The following is an 18,452-nucleotide window of genomic DNA, read 5'->3' on the forward strand; positions in this document are numbered from 1 at the left end:
TTGGAGCTTGTTCTCAAGGCCGCACAACCCCATGGAGATGCAATGAGGCTCAAAGGTAAAACGGCTTTGGTGACGGCGGCTGGGCAGGGCATTGGGCAGGCGGCGGCGTTGGCGCTGGCGGCGGAGGGCGCCACGGTGTGGGCAACCGACGTGAACGCCAAGCTGCTGGCGTCGTATGACGGCGTGGCGAATGTGAAGGCGCTGCCGCTCGACGTGCTCGACAAAGCCGCCATCGGCAAGCTGATCGACAGCATGCCGGCCATCGACGTGTTGTTCAACTGCGCGGGCGTGGTGCACAACGGCTCTGCGCTTGAGTCGACAGATGCCGACCTCGACTTTGCCTTTAACCTCAACGTGCGCGCCCAGGTGTGGGCCGTCCAAGCTGCGTTGCCGCGCATGCTGAAGGCTGGCGGCGGCAGCATCATCAACATGGCCAGCGTGTGTAGCAGCATCAAGGGCCTGCCCAATCGTTTTGTCTACGGCACCACCAAGGCGGCAGTGATCGGCATGACCAAATGCGTGGCGGCAGACTTTGTGGCGCAGGGCATCCGCTGCAACGCCATCGCCCCCGGCACGGTCGACACGCCTTCGCTGCACGACCGCATCAACGCCAACGCCGACCCTGAAGCCGCGCGCAAAGCCTTTGTGGCCCGCCAGCCCATGGGCCGCCTGGCGCAGGCGCACGAGATCGTGCCCATCGTGGTCTATCTGGCGAGCGACGAGTCGGTGTTTGCCACCGGCCAGGTGTTCTCCATCGACGGCGGCATGACCATATGAACCAACTCGACCTGAAGGGCCGCCACGCGGTCATCACTGGCGGCGCGGTGGGCCTGGGCTACGCCATTGCGCAGCGCATGTTGGCTTCGGGCGGCACGGTCACGCTGTGGGACATGAACGAGCAATCGCTCGTCACGGCCAAAGAACAGCTGGGCGCGGGTGTGACCACGGTGGCGGTGGATGTGTCACGCCACACCAGCGTGGTCGATGCCGTGCGCGAAACCTTGGCGGTGAACCCGGCGGTCGACATCTTGGTCAACTCGGCCGGCATCACCGGCCCCAACGTCAAGCTGTGGGACTATCCGCCCGAGCAGTGGATGCAGGTGCAGCAGGTCAACCTGAACGGCTTGTTCTTCTGCTGCCGCGAACTCGTGCCGCACATGCGCACGCGCAACTACGGGCGCATCGTCAACATCGCCTCGGTGGCTGGCAAAGACGGCAACCCCAACGCCAGCGCCTACAGCGCGAGCAAGGCCGGTGTGATGGCGCTGACCAAGTCGCTGGGCAAAGAATTGGCCGATACCGGCATCCGCGTGAACTGCGTGACGCCTGCGGCCGTGAAGACGCCGATCTTCGACCAGATGTCGCCCGAGCACATTGCGTTCATGCTGTCGAAAATCCCCATGGGGCGCTTTGGCACACCTGACGAAGTGGCGGCCATGGTGACGTGGTTGTGCAGCGAAGATTGTTCGTTCTCCACCGGCGCCATCTTCGACTTGTCGGGTGGACGTTCGACATACTGATTTAGCGAATGGGCTTAGTGCTCTAATCAAACATCCCAACTGAAAGGACCCTGGATGAAACTCGTGCGTTATGGCAACCCCGGCAAAGAAAAGCCGGGCCTGGTAGATGCCGATGGCAAGCTGCGTGACCTGAGCGGTGTGATCAAAGACTTCACGCCCGACCAACTCAGCGACGCCGCCTTGGCCAAGATCCGCAAGATCAAGACCGACAAGTTGCCTCTGGTGCGTGGCAAGCCGCGTATCGGTTGCCCCGTGGCCCGCGTGGGCAAGTTCATCGCCATTGGCCTGAACTACGCCGACCACGCTGCCGAGTCCAACCTGCCGATCCCCAAGGAGCCGGTGGTGTTCATGAAGGCCAATAGCTGCGTGCAAGGCCCGAACGACGACGTGATGCTGCCCAAGGGTTCGGTCAAGACCGACTGGGAAGTGGAGCTGGGCGTGGTCATCGGCAAGCAAGCGCGTCACGTGTCGCAAAAGTCGGCCCTCGACTATGTGGCCGGCTACTGCACCATCGACGACGTGAGCGAACGCGAATTCCAGATCGAGCGCGGCGGCACATGGGACAAGGGCAAGGGTTGCGACACTTTCGGCCCCATCGGCCCTTGGCTGGTGACGCGTGACGAAGTGCCGAATCCGCAAAAGCTCGACATGTGGCTGGACGTGAACGGCGAGCGCAAGCAAACCGGCAGCACCAAGACCATGATCTTCAGCGTGGCCAAGATCATCAGCTACGTGAGCCAGTTCATGACGCTGGAACCCGGCGACGTGATCACCACTGGCACGCCTCCAGGCGTGGGCATGGGTGCCAAGAAAGATGGCAAGCCTGCACCGGTGTACCTGAAGAAGGGCGACGTCGTTACCCTGGGTATCGAAGGCCTGGGCGACCAACGCCAAGTGGTGGTGCCGTTCAAGCTGTAAGCTGAACCGAACCTCGCCGGTTTGATGTCCGGCAGCCTGTTGCAGCGGCGATCTCTCGCGAGACGCCGCTGTTTTTGTTTGCGGCAACTAAATAAGGGTTTACCCGCGATTTCGGGATAAGCCCCTGCACAGGTGACAGCGACAGCATTAAAAACTTGTGCGGATCTCTAAAAATCCTGCAAAATAGAACGATCGTTCGTTTTATTTTCTGGAATGCAATGTCTGCCACCGCGCTTCGTGCGAAACCGTCTAAAAGCCTGCAAAAGGGGCAGCAAACCAAGGCCGCCATCGTCGACGCCGCCTTGGGCCTGGCAGCGCAGATCGGGCTGGAGGGCTTGAGCATTGGCGCGTTGGCCGAGTTGATGCAGATGAGCAAGTCGGGCGTGTTTGCCCACTTTGGCTCGCGCGAAGAGCTGCAGATCTCCGTCGTGCGCGAGTACCACGCGCGTTTTGAAGACGAAGTGTTCTACCCCGCGCTGAAGTCCACCCGCGGTCTGGCGCGCGTGCGTGCCATGTTTGCCAACTGGATGAAACGCACCTCGGTCGAAATCGACTCGGGTTGTATCTACATCAGCGGTGCGGTGGAGTTTGACGACCGCCCCGGCATCGTGCGCGATGCGCTGGCCGAATCGGTGATGACCTGGCACGCCGCCATGGCGCGCGCCATTGTGCAAGCCAAAGAAGAGGGCGAGCTGAAAGCCGACCTCGATGAGTCGCAAATGCTGTTCGAGATCCACGGCCTGATTCTGGTGCTGCATTACGAAGCGCGCTTCCTGCGCAAAGAAGGCTCGTTGCAACGCGCCGTGACCGGCTTCGACAACATTTTGGCGCGCTGTATCAGCCAACCCGTTTCCAACGCGGCAGCCCCCAAGGCTGCGCGCAAAGTTTCCCCCAAATCCACTGGCAAAGCGGCGAGTTAAGTTGCCACGCCATCCATCAATTCAAACCCCATCTTCCAAGGAGCCAACACCATGCCTACCTACAACCCCCCACTGCGCGACATGCAATTTGTGATGCACGAAGTGTTCAACGTGGCCGATGAATTCAAGGCCATTCCGGCCTACGCTGAAGTCGACGTGGACACCATCAATGCGGTGCTGGAAGAGGCCGGCAAGTTTGCAGCCAACGTCACCTTCCCGCTGAACATCAGCGGCGACGAAGAAGGCTGCGTGCTCGACAAAACCACCCACGCCGTGACCACGCCCAAGGGCTTCAAGGAAGCCTACGCGCAGTACGTTGAAGGCGGCTGGGCAGCGCTGAGCTGCGACCCCGAATACGGCGGCCAAGGCCTGCCATCGGTGATGAACCAGTGCCTGTACGAAATGCTCAACAGCGCCAACCAGGCCTGGACCATGTACCCCGGCCTGAGCCACGGCGCTTACGAAGCCCTGCACGCCCACGGCACCGAAGAGCAAAAGAAACTCTACCTGCCCAAGCTCACCAGCGGCGAGTGGACCGGCACCATGTGCCTGACCGAACCCCATTGCGGTACCGACCTCGGCATGCTGCGCACCAAGGCCGAACCGCAGGCCGACGGCACCTACAAGATCACCGGCAACAAGATCTTCATCTCGGCTGGTGAACACGACATGACCAGCAACATCGTGCACCTGGTGCTGGCGCGCCTGCCCGATGCCCCCAAGGGCAGCAAAGGCATCAGCCTGTTCCTGGTGTCGAAGTTCCTGGTGAAGGCTGACGGCTCGCTGGGCGAGCGCAACCCCATCTACTGTGGCGGCCTGGAGCACAAGATGGGCATCCACGGCAACGCCACGGCGCAGATCGTGATTGACGGCGCCGTCGGCACCTTGGTGGGCGAGCCCAACAAGGGCCTGGCCGCCATGTTTGTGATGATGAACGCCGCACGCCTGGGCGTGGGCAACCAGTCGCTGGGCTTGACCGAAGTGGCTTACCAAAACGCCCTGGCTTACGCCAAAGACCGCATCCAGATGCGCAGCCTGTCCGGCGTGAAAGCCAAGGACAAAGACGCCGACCCCATCATCGTGCACCCCGACGTGCGCAAGATGCTGCTCACCGCCAAGGCCTACGCCGAAGGTGGCCGCGCGCTGCAGATCTTCTGCACGCTGTTGCTCGACAAAGAGAAGGCCCACCCCGATGAAAAGGTGCGCAAAGAGTCTGGCGAACTGGTGGCACTGCTGACCCCCATCGTCAAAGCCTTCATCACCGACAACGGCCACATCTCCACCAACCACTGCATGCAAGTGTTTGGCGGCCACGGCTTCGTCAAAGAGTGGGGCATGGAGCAGTTTGTGCGCGACAACCGCATCAACATGATCTACGAAGGCACCAACACCATCCAGTCGCTCGACTTGCTGGGCCGCAAGGTGCTGGGCAACAACGGCGCCACGCTGAAGAAGCTGGGCAAGCTGGTGGGCGCGCTGGTGATGGAAGAAGGCGTGAACGAGAAGATGGCCGAGTTCATCAACCCGCTGGCTTACCTGGGTGACCAGATGACCAAGTTCACCACCGAGATCGGTTTCAAGGGCTTCCAGAACCCCGACGAAGTGGGCGCCGCTGCCGTGGACTACCTGCGCGTGGCCGGTCACTTGGTGTTCGCCTACCTGTGGGCACGCATGGCCCAAGTGGCGCTGCGCGAAATCGCGGCCGGCAACAACGACCAGTTCTACCTGGGCAAGCTGCAAACCGCACGTTTCTACTTTGCCAAGCTGTTCCCTGAAACCGCCTCGCTGATGCGCACTGCGCGCACCGGTAGCAAGGTGTTGATGGACACCGACGCTGCGTTGGCCTAAATCAGCAGTCCTTCAGCAGCGTTCAAAATTTAAAGAAAAGAGACACACCATGCGCATCAAACAAGCGGTGACAGCTAGCCTTTTGATAGTTGTTTGCGGCCTCGCAGCCGCGCAGATGACCCCCGTGGGCACCTGGCAGTCGGTGGACGACAAAACCGGCGAACCCAAATCGCAGGTGCGCATTGTGGAAAACGGCGGCGTGCTCAGCGGCCGCATTGAAAAGCTGCTGCGCAAGGAAGCCAAGCAAGACGCTGTGTGCACCGAGTGCAGCGACGACCGCAAAGACAAACCGCTGGTGGGCCTGGAGATCATCCGTGGCGCCAAGAAGGCCGACGGCAAGGACGTGTGGGAAGACGGCCGCATTCTCGACCCCGAAAGCGGCAAGACCTACACCCTGCGCATGACGCCGATTGATGGCGGCAACAAGCTTGAAGTGCGCGGCTCCATTGGCCCGTTCGGTCGCACGCAAACGTGGACGCGTCAGCCCTAAAGAGTTAGCTGACCAAGCAGCGAACCAAGATTACCGAAGATTTATCTAGGAACAAACATGTCCAGATTTCAAGTAAAAAAAGTCGCCGTGCTCGGCGCAGGCGTGATGGGTGCGCAGATTGCTGCGCACCTGGTCAACGTCAAAGTGCCGGTGGTGTTGTTTGACCTGCCGGCCAAAGAAGGCCCGAAGAACGGCATCGTCACCCGCGCCATCGACAACCTGAAGAAGCTCAAGCCCGCCCCCCTGGGCGTGGCGTCTGACGCGAACCTGATCCAGGCCGCCAACTACGAAGAGCATCTCGATCTGCTCAAAGACTGCGACCTGGTGATCGAAGCCATTGCCGAGCGCATGGACTGGAAGCTCGACCTTTACCAAAAGATCTCGCCCTTCGTTGCCAAGCACGCCATCGTCGCATCCAACACCTCGGGCCTGTCGATCACCAAGCTGAGCGAAGCGCTGCCCGAGTCGATCAAACCGCGCTTCTGCGGCATTCACTTCTTCAACCCACCGCGCTACATGTACCTGGTGGAGTTGATCCCCACCCCCACCACCGGCGCCACAATTCTGGACGACCTGGAAACCTTTGTGACCAGCGGCCTGGGCAAGGGCGTGGTGCGCGCCAAAGACACGCCTAACTTCATCGCCAACCGCGTCGGCATCGCCGGCATGCTGGCCACGATGAAAGAGGTAGAAAACTTCGGCCTGACCTACGACGTGGTCGACGACCTCACCGGCAAGAAACTCGGCCGCGCCAGCTCGGGCACCTTCCGCACCGCCGACGTGGTGGGCCTGGACACCATGGCCCACGTCATCAAGACGCTGCAAGACAACCTGACCGAACAAACCGATCCGTTCTACGCCAGCTTTGGCACGCCAGACGTGCTGAAGACGTTGCTGGAAATGGGCAACCTGGGCCAGAAAGCCAAGGCCGGTTTCTACAAGAAGGTGGGCCGCGATGTGCTGCGCTTCGACCTGGCCAGTAAAGAGTACGTGCCCGGTGGACAGAAGGCCGACGAGGTGTATGGCCGCATGCTGAAGAAGCCTGCGGGCGAACGCCTGAAGCTGCTGCGTGAGAGCGAAGGCCCGCAAGGCCAATTCCTCTGGGCGGTACTGCGCAACAGCTTCCACTACGCTGCCGTGCACCTGGCCTCCATTGCCGACACCGCACGCGATGTCGACTTCGCCATGCGCTGGGGCTTCGGCATGCAACAAGGCCCGTTCGAGCTTTGGCAAGAAGCCGGTTGGTTGCAAGTGGCACAGTGGATTCAGGAAGACATTGCCGCTGGCAAGACGCTGTCGAACGCGCCGCTGCCAGACTGGGTGCTGAAGGGCCCGGTAGCCGAAGCCGGTGGCGTGCACACGCCCGAAGGTTCGTGGAACCCCACCACCAGCAAGTTCGAGGCACGCCGCGTGTTGCCCGTGCATGGCCGTCAGTTATTCCCCGAAACCGTGTTGGGCAGCCAAGCGGTGCCGTTCTCCAAAGCCGGTACCACCGTGCATGAAGACGCCGGTATCCGCCTGTGGAGCCTGGACGGCGAAGTGCTGATCGCCAGCATCAAAACCAAGATGCACGCCATCAGCCCAGAAGTGGCGGAAGGCCTGCAGCGCGCGGCCGACCTGGCCGAGAGCGACTACCAAGGCCTGGTGATCTGGTCGGGCGACGATCCGTTCAGCGCCGGTGCCGACCTGCAAGCCATGATGCCTGCCTTCATGGCGGTGGGCGTGAGCGCCATTGAAGACGCCGAGCACCACCTGCAGCAAACCATGCTGCGCCTGCGCTACGCCAGCGTGCCTGTAGTGTCAGCCATCCGTGGCCTGGCGTTGGGCGGTGGCTGTGAACTGGCTATCCACTCGGCACGCCGTGTGGTGGCAATGGAAAGCTACATCGGTCTGGTGGAAGTGGGGGTGGGCCTGGTGCCGGGCGCCGGTGGTTTGACTTACATCGCCCGCCGCGCGGCAGAGAACACCGCGCTCTCTACCGACAAAGACATCTTGAAGTGCCTGACCGAAGGCTTCACCGCCGCCGCCATGGCCAAGGTGGGCACCAGTGCGCTGGAGAGCCGCCAACTGGGATATGTGCTGGACAGCGACATCATCGTGCCGAACAAGGACGAGCTGCTCTACGTGGCGCTGGCCGAAGCCAAGGCCATGTTCAACAGCGGCTACCGCGCGCCACAGCGTCGTATGTTCCCGGTGGCGGGGCGTTCGGCCAAGGCCACCATTCAAGGCCAACTGGTCAACATGCGCGACGGTGGTTTCATCAGCGCGCATGACTTCCACATTGCCAGCCTGATCGCGGGCGTGGTCACCGGCGGTGATGTCGATGCCAACACCTTGGTCACCGAAGAATATTTGATGACGCTGGAGCGCCAAGCGTTCTGCTCTTTGATCGTCAACCCAAAAACACAAGAGCGGATTCTGGGCATGCTGTCGACTGGCAAGCCTGTGCGCAATTAAGGATTCACCATGAGCAAACAAATTCAAGAAGCCTACATCGTTGCCGCTACGCGCACGCCGATCGGCCGCTCGCACAAAGGCTTTTTCCGCAACACGCGGCCCGACGATCTGCTGGCCACCGTGCTGAGCTCGGCGCTGGCGCAAGTGCCAGGCCTCGACCCGGCCGCCATTGAAGACGTGATCTGCGGTTGCGCCATTCCTGAAGGCGCACAAGGCCTGAACGTGGCGCGCATTGGCGCGGTGCTGGCCGGCTTGCCCAAGTCGGTGGGCGGCATCACCGTCAACCGCTTCTGCGCGTCTGGTTTGTCGGCCGTGCAAATGGCCGCCGACCGCATCCGTGTGGGCGAAGCCGACGTGATGATCGCCGCCGGTACCGAGAGCATGAGCATGGTGCCGATGATGGGCAACTCGCCCAGCCTGTCGCCCACCATCTTCAACAACCCGGACGACATCGAGAGCTACGGCATCGCCTACGGCATGGGCCTGACGGCCGAGAAAGTGGCGCAGCAGTGGAAGGTCAGCCGCGACGCGCAAGACGCGTTTGCCTACCAGTCGCACATGCGTGCCCTGGCCGCGCAAAAGGCTGGCGAGTTCACCAATGAGATCACGCCCGTGACGGTGGACGAACGCTCGGTCAACCTCGACACCGCCGAAGTCAACATTCGCCAACGTGTGGTGAGCCTCGACGAAGGCGCCCGCCCTGACACCACGGTCGAAGGTCTGGCCAAGCTGCGCACGGTGTTTGCCGCACGCGGCTCGGTCACGGCGGGCAACAGCTCGCAGACCTCGGACGGCGCAGGTGCCTTGATCCTGGCCAGTGAATCGGCTGTGAAGCGTTTTGGCCTCACGCCGCTGGCGCGTTTTGTGAGCTACGCCGCCAAGGGCGTGCCACCGCACATCATGGGCATCGGCCCGATCGAAGCCATTCCCGCTGCGCTGCGTTACGCCGGTTTGAAGAGCGACGACATCGATTGGTTCGAACTCAACGAAGCCTTTGCCGCGCAGTCGCTGGCGGTGATGAACACGCTGGGTCTCGACCCCGCCAAGGTCAACCCCATGGGCGGCGCCATTGCCTTGGGCCACCCGCTGGGCGCCACCGGTGCCATCCGCGCCGCCACCGTGATCCATGCCTTGCAGCGCAAGAAACTGCGCTACGGCATGGTGACCATGTGTGTGGGCATGGGCCAAGGCGCAGCCGGTATCTTCGAGCGCGTTTAAATCTTTTGATTTAGACCATGGCCATGCACGACTTCGACCAAGCCCTGCAGCTCACCCCCGTTGGCGCTGCCGCTGACGGCGTGAGCACCGGCACCGCCAGTCCGCGCTACTGGAACATGGTGGGGCCATTTGGCGGCGCCACCGCTGCGGTGATGCTGCAGGCGGTGTTGCAACACCCCGCCTGTTTGGGCGAACCGATTGCGCTCACGGTGAACTTTGCCGCGGCCTTGGGGCAGGGCGCCTACACCGTGACCGCGCGTGCGGCCAAAACCAACCGCTCCACCCAGCACTGGACGGTGGAGATGACCCAGCCCGACGCCGAGGGCGTGCCGCAAGTGCTGACCACTGCCACCGCCGTGACCGCGCTGCGCCGCGAAACCTGGGGCGCGAGCGACAGCCCCATGCCGGAGGTGCCGCACGCCCAAGACGTTGAAGCGATCAAAGGCCCGATGCCGCTGGAGTGGCTGCGCCGCTACGAGATGCGCCCCGTGGCCGGTGCCGTGCCCACAGCGTGGGACGGTGCCGAAAACCCGTTGCCGCCCGAGCAAGCCAGCCTGTCGCGCCTGTGGGTGCGCGACGTGCCACCGCGTCCGCTCGACTTCGCATCGCTGGCCGCGTTCGCCGATGTGTTTTACCCGCGCGTGTGGCTGCGCCGCGCCATCATGGTGCCGGCGGGCACCGTGTCCATCACCACGTACTTCCACGCCAGCGCCGCGCAACTGGCCGCCACCGGCGACAGCTTTTTGCTGGGCCAGGCGCGCGGCCAAGGTTTTCGCAATGGCTTCTTCGACCAGGCGGTACAGTTGTGGAACCCGGCGGGTACATTGCTCGCCACCTCACATCAAATCGTCTATTACAAGGCCTAGGCTTTGGCCGATGCTTGCGTGAACGCGATCCCAACACTTGAATCCCCTGGAGGCAAAACCATGAGCGACATCCTCACCCACACCGACGGCGGTGTGACCACCATCACCTTCAACCGGCTCGACAAAAAGAACTCCATCACCGCCGCGATGTACAGCACGCTGGCCGATGCGCTTGACGCTGCCAGCGCCGATGCGGCCGTGCGTGTGGTGGTGTTCCAGGGGCATGAGACCATCTTCAGCGCCGGCAACGACATTGCCGACTTTCTGAACAATCCACCCTCGGGCGAAAACGCGCCGGTGATCCGTTTCCTGCACGCGCTGTCCAGCTTTGCCAAGCCGGTGCTGGCGTCGGTGTGCGGCCCGGCTGTGGGCATCGGCACCACGCTGCTGTTCCATTGCGACCTGGTCTACGCGGGCGACAACGCGGCGTTCTCCATGCCCTTCGTCAACCTGGGCCTGTGCCCCGAAGCGGGTTCCAGCCTGCTGGTGCCGCAGATGATGGGCTACCACCGCGCGTGTGAAGCGCTGCTGTTGGGCGAGCCTTTCATGGCCGAAGCCGCACTCGAAGTGGGCCTGGTGAACCGCGTGGTGCCACCGACCGAAGCCAACGGCATTGCCCAAACACAAGCGCGCAAGTTGGCCGCCAAGCCACTGAGCGCACTGGTGGAAACCAAGCGTTTGATGAAGAGCGGAAACGCCGCGCAGGTCACGGCGAAGATCAACGAAGAGTTGGTGAGCTTTGGCCGCATGTTGCGTGAGCCTGCTGCGCGTGAAGCCTTTGGGGCGTTCATGGAAAAGCGTCGCCCAGACTTCTCGAAGGTTTGAGTGGCGCGAAAGCCTTTAGAGAAAAAGGTTTCTTGCGCTCGCTGCTGTTGCGCGAACAGCTATTGAAAACGTAGTGTTACGGGTTCACCAGGTGGACTCCGGCCATGGGTGGTTTATTCTGTGCAACCCGTTCTAGAGCACAGGAAACCCACCCATGAGCCGTCAGATCTTCGTCAACCTGCCCATTCAAGACATGGCGCGTTCCAAGGCGTTTTTTACCGCCTTGGGATTCATCTTCAACCCCCAGTTCACCAACGACCAAGGCGCCTGCATGGTGCTCAGTGAAAATCACAACTACGTGATGCTGCTGGTCCAAGACTTCTTCAAAACTTTCATCGACAAACCCATCGCCGATGCCAAGAAAAGCACCGAGGTGTTGGTGTGCATTTCATGCAGCAGCCGGGCCGAGGTGGATGAGTTGGTGGTCAAGGCACGAGCGGCAGGTGCCTCCATACCGCGTCAACCGCAGGACTACGGCTTCATGTATTCCCATGGTTTTGAAGACCTTGACGGCCATATCTGGGAGCTAGCCTACATGGATCCCAATGCCAACCCAGCCACGCCGACCAAGGATTAAAACCTCGGCCCAGCACATGTGCTGGACTTACTGGGTTTCGGTGTCTAAAAGCTCATGCAGTGCATTGCCCAGCATTACCAGAACTAAGCTGCCAAAAGTGGCCACAATCACTAATTCCATCCAGTCCATAAGGCCTCCGATACGTTTGGGTTGTAAGGTTTTGTATGGAGGTAGCTTAAGCAGCATGCGAAGGCCGCCTTGTGGGCGGCGGCTAAGGCAACAAGTCGGTGCTTGGCCTGAGCCGGTGTAGGCCGAAGGCTTACAGGAATAACTGCGCAAGCGACGGCACAAAGCCATCGGCATCCACCGCTTCAATCGGCTCGCCGTGGTTGTACCCGTAAGTCACCAGCACCACCGGGCAACCGGCTGCACGTGCGGCCTGGGCGTCGTTGCTGGAGTCGCCCACCATCAGCGTGTGCGCGGGCAACTGGCCCAGTGCTTCGCAGGTTTTGAGCAGCGGCAACGGGTCGGGCTTTTTGCGCTCGAACGCATCGCCGCCAAACACATGGCGAAAGAACACGCTCAAGCCCTTGCGCTCCAGCAGCGGGCGCGCAAAGGCGGTGGGTTTGTTGGTCAGGCAGGCCAGGGTCAAGCCCTTGGCTTGCATGGCGCGCAGGCCCTCCACCACGCCGGGGTACACGTCGGCAAACTGGCCGTTGATGGCGAGGTAGTGCTCTTGGTAGTGCGCCCAGGCTGCGGGGTAGAGGTGTTTGCAGGCTGCGGGCACGTCAGCCTCACCGGCTTCGGTCAGCACGGTTTGCAGCACCGAGATGATCAAATGCTCAGAGCCTTTGCCCACCATGTTTTGAATGCGCTCGGGCGCAATGCCAGGCAACTGCAGCGCGTGCAGCATGCCGTTCAACGCCGCGCTGAAGTCGCCGAGGGTGTTCACCATGGTGCCGTCTAAATCAACGATGGCGGCGCGGATGTGGTCGTGGTGCAACCGAATGGAGTTTGAATTCAAGGAATATCGTTTTCAGCTTTTGAAGCTTTGATCGTACAGACTAAAAAATAGAGTTTGCAAACTTTGTCTTGGCGAGGGGGCTCTCCATCACCGGTTGGTGAAGCTCGCATTGCCCAACCCGGTGCCTACCGTCAACACGCCCCAGTGCTTCACGTCGGTGGTAAACGGCAGCTCCGACAGGCCCTGCACCACCGCATCGTTGTGCAGCAACACGCGAGTGGCCTCTCCGTGGACGGTGGGGACTTTCTCGGTCAGCGCGGTGGGCAGGTGGAATGTTTCGCTCTCCCAGTCGCCCGGCAGGTTTTGTGTGCCGGCGGCGATGGCGCCGGCTTTCAACACCACACCTGGGCAAGAGACGCCGATGAATGGCGCCAGCCGGATGCGCCTGCGTTTCGCGTAGGCGGCCAGCTTCTCCAGCATTTCAGCAATGCCATCCAGAACGTGGACGCGGTGGGTGGCGTCTTTGTCTTCGGCATGGCTCCATTTTTCGCGCTTCACGACTTCTGCGTGCCGTAGATCGTCTGATCGTTCGTGGTTGGGGCGCACGATGCCGCAGCGCACGTTGGTGCCGCCGATGTCCACAGCCAGCAGGGCGTCATAGCCGCGCAGCACATCGCCCGGCACGATGTGCACCCAGCCGACCAGGCCGCCCTCGTCGGCGTGGTGGTGCAGACGGCGCAGGTCAACCCGCACGTTCTGTTGTTTCAGCAGCTTGGCGGTGCGCGCCACGGCCAGCTTGCCCACCTTGCTCTGCTGGAAGCCACCGCCGATGATGATGCGTTCCACGCCGCGCCATTTTTTGTGCTTCAGAAAAGCACCGACCACGTGAGCCAGTTGGTGCGCGTAGTCTTCCACCGCCAGGCGGATGGTGTCGGCGGCATCTTCGTCTTCGGCCAGCCATTCGTCGATGCCCTTTTTGCCGATTTCACTCGAGGGCTTGTCGCCCAACGGGTCTTCGCCGCCGTTCATGCCCTTGAGCTGTTTGCGCCAGGCGTCGAGCGTGTTGCAAAACGCGGTTCGGCTGGCGCGATCGCCCACGAAGCTTTCGCCATCTTTTTCTCGGATCGACAGGCTGTAGCTGTCGATGGTGAGGGAAGGTAGATCCCTGCTGCCGTGGACGTCAGCATTGAAGGCCGGTGCAAGAGACTTGGCGGGCATGAGGTTGGTGGGAATATTGGTTTGGAAAGACTTCCATCGTTACCGGGGCCATTCGGCGAGCCGAGCGGCGAAAAGCGCATGTGCTCGTCAGCCAAGACCGCATCTGTCGAGAGGCCAGGTTGGCATTGAAATGCGCTGCGGTACGATGCCTTCCATTCCGGCGCCCGTTGCGGCCAGGCTTTCACCACGCGACCACATGAGCACATTCACACGTCAAGACGCATGCCGCATCGGCGAGATTCTCTCGGAGGTGGCCCGCGCTGAAATCATGCCGCGCTTCAGGGGCAGCATGGCCAACGCGACGCGCGAGAAGTCTTCGGCCTTTGATGTGGTCACCGATGCGGACGAGGCCGCAGAACGCGAGATCTCTGCGCGGCTGCGCAAGCTCTATCCAAATGCTTTGATGGTGGGCGAAGAAGCCGCCGGGCGAGACGCGACGTTGCTCGACAAGCTGGTCACGGCAGACCTGGCCTTCCTCATCGACCCGATTGACGGCACCAAGAACTTCTCGTCCGGTTTGCCACTGTTTGGCGTGATGGTGGCGGCAGTGGTGCGGGGCGAGGTTGTGCTGGGGGTGATCCACGACCCCGTGTGCGGCGACACGTTTTATGCCGTGCGCGGCGAAGGCGCTTGGCGGCAAGCAGAAGGCAACGATGTCATTGATCTCAAGGTGGCCGCAGCGGTGCCCGTTGCGCAGATGCACGGCGTGACGGGTACGAATTTTTTACCAGAACCCTTGCGCGCCACGGTGGCCCAAAATCTGTCAAAGCTGGCGATGCATTTCTGGCTGCGCTGTGCGGCCCATGAGTACCGTTTGGTGGCCGCAGGGCACTGCCACGTGGTGCTCTACAACAAGCTCATGCCTTGGGACCATGCCGCTGGCTGGCTGTTGCACCAAGAGGCCGGTGGCTACAGCGCGCATTTCGATGGCACGCCGTATGCCCCCACGCATCTCACGGGTGGGCTGATCTGCGCCCCCGATCAGGCGTCGTGGCAACGGGTGCGCGATGCGCTTCTGGAGCCCAGCCGCCCTGCGCCGTGAGGCGTATTGGTCTCGCAGAAATAAGCTTTAGGCAACGCTGAACAAGTCCCTCGTGCGCCGCGTTCCCTCGTTTTGGGCGATCTGCTGCGTTGCAAGTCCGCGCCATAGCTACGGCTATGGCGCGGACTTGCGCCTTGCACCTCATCCCAAACCGAGGCTCGCGTCATCACGGGGACTTATTCAGCGTCGCCTTAAAACTGCACCGCTTGGTGTTCGCGTATCTTGGCGGGCAGGTGCAGCGTCAGGTAGTCGATGAAGCTGCGCACCGCCGGTAACATGCCTCTGGGTGGTGGGTAGGCCAGGTACACCATGTGGCCGTCGCTGGCCCAATCCGGCAGCACATGTTCGAGTTGTTGACTGGCCAGCAGGCCGGCAACGATGGGCTCGGGCAGCAGGGCCAAGCCAATGCCGTGGATGGCGGCCTCCATCTGCACGCGCAAGTCGCTGGTGACCAAACGCGGGTTCGCCTTGACCAACTCCACCTGTTGCGCCTGCTGGTGCTTCAGGCTCCAATGCGCCTCGCCATCTTGCAGGTCGCTGATGCGGCTCATCACTTCCATCGTCGCCACTTGCTGCAGCGTGGTGGGGCGGCCCACCGCATCCAGAAAAGCCGGGCTGGCCACCAGGATCAGCCGCGCCATGCCTAAGGATTTGACGACCAGGCCGGGGTCGTCGTTCATGTCGCGGCGCGCGCGCAGCATCAGGTCGAAACGTTCGTCGATCAAATTCACCGCGCGGTCGGTGGCTTCAATCAACACCTTGACCTTGGGGTAACGCGCCAGATAGCCCGGCAGGATGGGCGCCAGATAGCTTTGCGCCATCACCACCGGGCAGGCCAGGCGCACCGTGCCCGAGGGTTCTCTTTGCAGCTCGGCCATGCTGTCGTAAGCGGCGGCCGCACTTTCCACGGTGGTGAGGCAGCGCGCGTAAAACCGCTCGCCCGCTTCGGTCAAGGCAATCGAGCGGGTGGAGCGCTGCAGCAGCCGCAGGCCCACGCGCTGCTCCAGTTCGGCCACGCGTCGGCTCAGGCGGGTCTTCTCGACACCGGTGGCCCGGGCCGCCGCCGTGAAGCCGTTGTGCTGGACCACGGCCGCAAAGAAATAGAGATCGTTGAGGTCTTCCATCGCTCGGATTGGTGCACTGGTGCACCAAAGCATCTCGAAAAAGCCATCTTATCGTTTATTCGATGCATGAATACATTTATGCACAGGGCTTGGCCTATTGGATGCCTCTCACAGCGGCCCACCTCATCCTCACCCCATCCCCTCCAAACGCTCGGCTCTCCATGTCCACATCACCACTTCATAAAGCCCCACCGGCTGCGCTTCTGGTGACGATTTTGCTGCTCACGGTGCTGGAGTTCCTGCAGTCCGGGATGATCGCTTTCACGGCTGCACCCCTGATGGGCGAACTCGGCGCCTCACCCGAAGAATTCAGCCTTGCAGCGGTGGTTTACGCCAGCGTGGCCATTGCCACGATCTCCCAGCAACGCTGGTTTGTGGAGCGCTTGGGGTGGCGCAACTTTGTGCTGGCGTCGTTGGGCGTGTTCATTCTGGGCAGCTTGCTCGCGGGGTTCAGCGAATCCGCGCAAGGTTTCATCGTGGGGCGTGCGGTCATGGGTTTGGGCGGTGCCAGCTTCATGACGGCTGGCCGTGTCTTGGTCAACCTGATTCCGCCGAGCCCACAGCGTTTCACCGGTATCAAATTCTTTGCAACCGGCTTGGCGCTGGGCATCACGTTGGCACCGGGCTTGGCCGCCTGGGCGGTGTCACACGACGAATGGCGCGCCATCTTCGGCATCCTCATCGCCGTGGCTCTGGCGGCGGCAGGCTTTGCGGCGATGTCTTTGCCAGAAGACCTGACGGCGCACGATCTGCGCAGCCAAAGCCACCCGGTATTGTTCATGGCGCTGGCGGGCGGCAGCTTCTTGCTGCTCTACGCCTTGCAGCGCAGCCAGTACGACTACTTCAGCGACACCACCGCCTTGGCGGCGGCGGGTGCTTGTGGCGCGCTCGCATTGGTCTACTTCGGCCGCAGCCTGTGGCGGCACCAGCGGCCGTTGCTGGGTCTGCAGGCACTGCTGCATCCGCGCTACGTCGTGGGGGTTGGGTTGTTCACCTTGTGCTACGTGCTGCTGGGCGCCAACAACTATGTTTTGCCTGTCTTGATGCAACGAACGATGGGCTTCTCGTGGCACACCGCAGGCTGGGTGCAATCGCTGGGCATGGCTTCCACGCTGTTGGCTTGGGCGGTGATGGCATGGGTCATGCCAAGGGCACCCGAGCCACGCAAATTTTTCGTCGTGGGCTTTCTTGCATTGGCCTTGTTTGGCTGGCAGCTTTCGCGCCTGACCATCGAGGCTTCGTTGTGGGTCGACGTCATTCCTGCGCTGCTGTGCAACGGTGTCTTCCTGATTTGCGTGATGGCCACCACGGCCATGCAAACCTTCAGAGATGTGCAGCATCACGATGCGGTGTTGTCACATGCACAACAACTGAAAAACATGGTGGCGCAGTTTGGCACGGCGTTGGGCGTGTCGGTGTCCACACTGACGCTGCAGTGGCGCGCCACCGAGCACTACAACGTGCTTAACGCGCACTTCACGCCCAGCGACCCGATCTACCACGAGGCCGTAAGCCAATTGGCCCAAGCGCTGGTATCGCACGGCGCGGGCCTGCAGGCCGAGCCCATGGCGTTCTCTCAGCTGGCGCAAATGCTGAACCAGCAGGCGACCTTGTTGGCCTGTGGCGACTACTTCGGCGCCATCGTCGTGGTCGGCCTGCTGGGCGCGGGTGCGATGTTTTTCCAGCGGCTGATGCGCTAGCACCCAGCCCATCAAGTGTTGCCGTCAAGTTGTCGCCAAGTTGTCGCCAAGTTGTCGTCAAAGCACCCCTTCATCAAACTGATCGAAAGAAAATACCATGCGAACTCTTCACAAACTTTCTGCCATTGGCGTGTTGATCGCGATGGTCACACTGGCTGGCTGTGCGCAAATCCCCAGCAAGGCGCCTGAGGATTGCACCATCACCGAGCTGACGGGCAACTGCCCGGTGTGGATGCGGCAATAGACTATGAAAGGGCGCCAAATGCGTCAGTCAGCGCCTTCCACGATACGCAGGTCGCGTTCCGCGCCATTCTTCAGGGCCCGAATCGCTTCTTGGTAAGCGGCGCTGTCGTGTGTGGCCACTGCTTTCTCCAGGCTTTCGAACTCGATCAACACGGTGCGTTCTTTCAAACCAGCTTCGTAGACCACGGACGGCAGCGCACGGGCCAAAAAGCGCCCGCCACCGGCCTGGATGGCTGGGCCCGCCAGCTTGGCGTATTCGGCCAAGGCGGCGGGGTCGCTGATCGAACGGTAGGCTGAGATCCAATAGGCTTTAGGCATTTGATTTCCTTTGAAGAATGTCGAATATCGGGTCGCACTTCAGGGTGATTTTTCCTCACGCTGAGGTGACTCGTGTCTTTGGGGCTCCGTGCCCCCGCCGGGATGATGGCACAGCCTTTGGTTGCTTGCTGGCGAAGGTCAAACCCCTCTGAACATGGGGCCTGACCCATTGCAGCTTGCCTGGTGAGCCAGCCCAACACCTTGCGGATCGACGTTGGATCGTGCCCCCGTCCTACAGCTTGGCTGCCACTCCCCCCATAGCAT

The 18,452-nt window shown here is 61.7% G+C and carries 18 protein-coding genes; 14 read left to right on the forward strand and 4 right to left on the reverse strand.

What is annotated here, in order from left to right:
• Positions 1-42 precede the first annotated feature (42 nt).
• The 11 genes from ACPWMG_RS03020 to ACPWMG_RS03070 all read left to right on the forward strand — a co-directional run bounded on the left by ACPWMG_RS03020 (position 43) and on the right by ACPWMG_RS03070 (position 11,639).
• Positions 43-777, forward strand: coding sequence for an SDR family oxidoreductase (locus ACPWMG_RS03020; protein WP_483303190.1), 735 nt, complete (start codon positions 43-45; stop codon positions 775-777).
• The gene (locus tag ACPWMG_RS03025) at positions 774-1,520 is read left to right on the forward strand and encodes an SDR family NAD(P)-dependent oxidoreductase (protein ID WP_483303191.1); all 747 of its coding nucleotides are present in this window, start codon (positions 774-776) and stop codon (positions 1,518-1,520) included. Before ACPWMG_RS03020 ends, ACPWMG_RS03025 begins: the two co-directional genes overlap by 4 nt.
• 54 nt (positions 1,521-1,574) lie before the next feature.
• Positions 1,575-2,438, forward strand: coding sequence for a fumarylacetoacetate hydrolase family protein (locus ACPWMG_RS03030; RefSeq protein WP_483303192.1), 864 nt, complete (start codon positions 1,575-1,577; stop codon positions 2,436-2,438).
• 218 nt (positions 2,439-2,656) lie between these two features.
• On the forward strand, positions 2,657-3,358 hold the full coding sequence (locus tag ACPWMG_RS03035; protein ID WP_483303193.1) for a TetR/AcrR family transcriptional regulator: 702 nt from the start codon (positions 2,657-2,659) through the stop codon (positions 3,356-3,358).
• Positions 3,359-3,409: 51 nt separating this feature from the next.
• The gene (locus ACPWMG_RS03040) at positions 3,410-5,206 is read left to right on the forward strand and encodes an acyl-CoA dehydrogenase C-terminal domain-containing protein (RefSeq protein ID WP_483303194.1); all 1,797 of its coding nucleotides are present in this window, start codon (positions 3,410-3,412) and stop codon (positions 5,204-5,206) included.
• Positions 5,207-5,255: 49 nt separating this feature from the next.
• The gene (locus tag ACPWMG_RS03045) at positions 5,256-5,696 is read left to right on the forward strand and encodes a DUF2147 domain-containing protein (RefSeq protein ID WP_483303195.1); all 441 of its coding nucleotides are present in this window, start codon (positions 5,256-5,258) and stop codon (positions 5,694-5,696) included.
• Between the two features lie 57 nt (positions 5,697-5,753).
• The gene (locus ACPWMG_RS03050; RefSeq protein WP_483303196.1) at positions 5,754-8,153 is read left to right on the forward strand and encodes a 3-hydroxyacyl-CoA dehydrogenase/enoyl-CoA hydratase family protein; all 2,400 of its coding nucleotides are present in this window, start codon (positions 5,754-5,756) and stop codon (positions 8,151-8,153) included.
• A 9-nt stretch (positions 8,154-8,162) separates the two neighbouring features.
• The gene (locus tag ACPWMG_RS03055; protein ID WP_483303197.1) at positions 8,163-9,371 is read left to right on the forward strand and encodes an acetyl-CoA C-acyltransferase; all 1,209 of its coding nucleotides are present in this window, start codon (positions 8,163-8,165) and stop codon (positions 9,369-9,371) included.
• Between the two features lie 17 nt (positions 9,372-9,388).
• The gene (locus ACPWMG_RS03060) at positions 9,389-10,237 is read left to right on the forward strand and encodes an acyl-CoA thioesterase (RefSeq protein ID WP_483303198.1); all 849 of its coding nucleotides are present in this window, start codon (positions 9,389-9,391) and stop codon (positions 10,235-10,237) included.
• Between the two features lie 60 nt (positions 10,238-10,297).
• Positions 10,298-11,062: an enoyl-CoA hydratase gene (locus ACPWMG_RS03065; RefSeq protein ID WP_483303199.1), complete on the forward strand. Its 765-nt coding sequence runs from the start codon at positions 10,298-10,300 to the stop codon at positions 11,060-11,062.
• A 154-nt stretch (positions 11,063-11,216) separates the two neighbouring features.
• Positions 11,217-11,639, forward strand: coding sequence for a VOC family protein (locus tag ACPWMG_RS03070; protein WP_483303200.1), 423 nt, complete (start codon positions 11,217-11,219; stop codon positions 11,637-11,639).
• 259 nt (positions 11,640-11,898) lie between these two features.
• Here ACPWMG_RS03070 and ACPWMG_RS03075 read toward each other — a convergent pair whose 3' ends face one another.
• Together ACPWMG_RS03075 and ACPWMG_RS03080 are read right to left on the reverse strand one after the other, a co-directional pair.
• Complete coding sequence (locus ACPWMG_RS03075) at positions 11,899-12,534, reverse strand: HAD-IA family hydrolase (RefSeq protein WP_483305165.1); 636 nt, start codon at positions 12,532-12,534, stop codon at positions 11,899-11,901.
• A 156-nt stretch (positions 12,535-12,690) separates the two neighbouring features.
• Complete coding sequence (locus ACPWMG_RS03080; protein ID WP_483303201.1) at positions 12,691-13,761, reverse strand: ROK family protein; 1,071 nt, start codon at positions 13,759-13,761, stop codon at positions 12,691-12,693.
• A gap of 196 nt (positions 13,762-13,957) precedes the next feature.
• On the opposite strand from ACPWMG_RS03080, the gene ACPWMG_RS03085 reads away from it, so the two are divergent.
• Positions 13,958-14,803 (forward strand): inositol monophosphatase family protein, encoded by an 846-nt coding sequence (locus ACPWMG_RS03085; protein WP_483303202.1) that lies wholly within the window; start codon positions 13,958-13,960, stop codon positions 14,801-14,803.
• A 191-nt stretch (positions 14,804-14,994) separates the two neighbouring features.
• On the opposite strand, the gene ACPWMG_RS03090 is transcribed toward ACPWMG_RS03085, so the two are convergent.
• A complete protein-coding gene (locus ACPWMG_RS03090) occupies positions 14,995-15,927 on the reverse strand; it encodes a LysR substrate-binding domain-containing protein (RefSeq protein ID WP_483303203.1) in 933 nt (310 codons plus the stop codon).
• Between the two features lie 161 nt (positions 15,928-16,088).
• On the opposite strand from ACPWMG_RS03090, the gene ACPWMG_RS03095 reads away from it, so the two are divergent.
• Both ACPWMG_RS03095 and ACPWMG_RS03100 read left to right on the forward strand, forming a co-directional pair.
• Entirely contained in the window at positions 16,089-17,627 is a 1,539-nt protein-coding gene (locus ACPWMG_RS03095; RefSeq protein ID WP_483303204.1) for an MFS transporter, read from the forward strand.
• A gap of 97 nt (positions 17,628-17,724) precedes the next feature.
• Complete coding sequence (locus ACPWMG_RS03100; RefSeq protein ID WP_483303205.1) at positions 17,725-17,871, forward strand: hypothetical protein; 147 nt, start codon at positions 17,725-17,727, stop codon at positions 17,869-17,871.
• A gap of 23 nt (positions 17,872-17,894) precedes the next feature.
• On the opposite strand, the gene ACPWMG_RS03105 is transcribed toward ACPWMG_RS03100, so the two are convergent.
• The gene (locus ACPWMG_RS03105; RefSeq protein ID WP_483303206.1) at positions 17,895-18,188 is read right to left on the reverse strand and encodes a DUF1330 domain-containing protein; all 294 of its coding nucleotides are present in this window, start codon (positions 18,186-18,188) and stop codon (positions 17,895-17,897) included.
• Between the last annotated feature and the right edge of the window lie 264 nt (positions 18,189-18,452).

The sequence above is a fragment of the Hydrophilobacter chitinilyticus genome (assembly GCF_049860745.1).
GTDB lineage: Bacteria > Pseudomonadota > Gammaproteobacteria > Burkholderiales > Burkholderiaceae_C > Rhodoferax_B.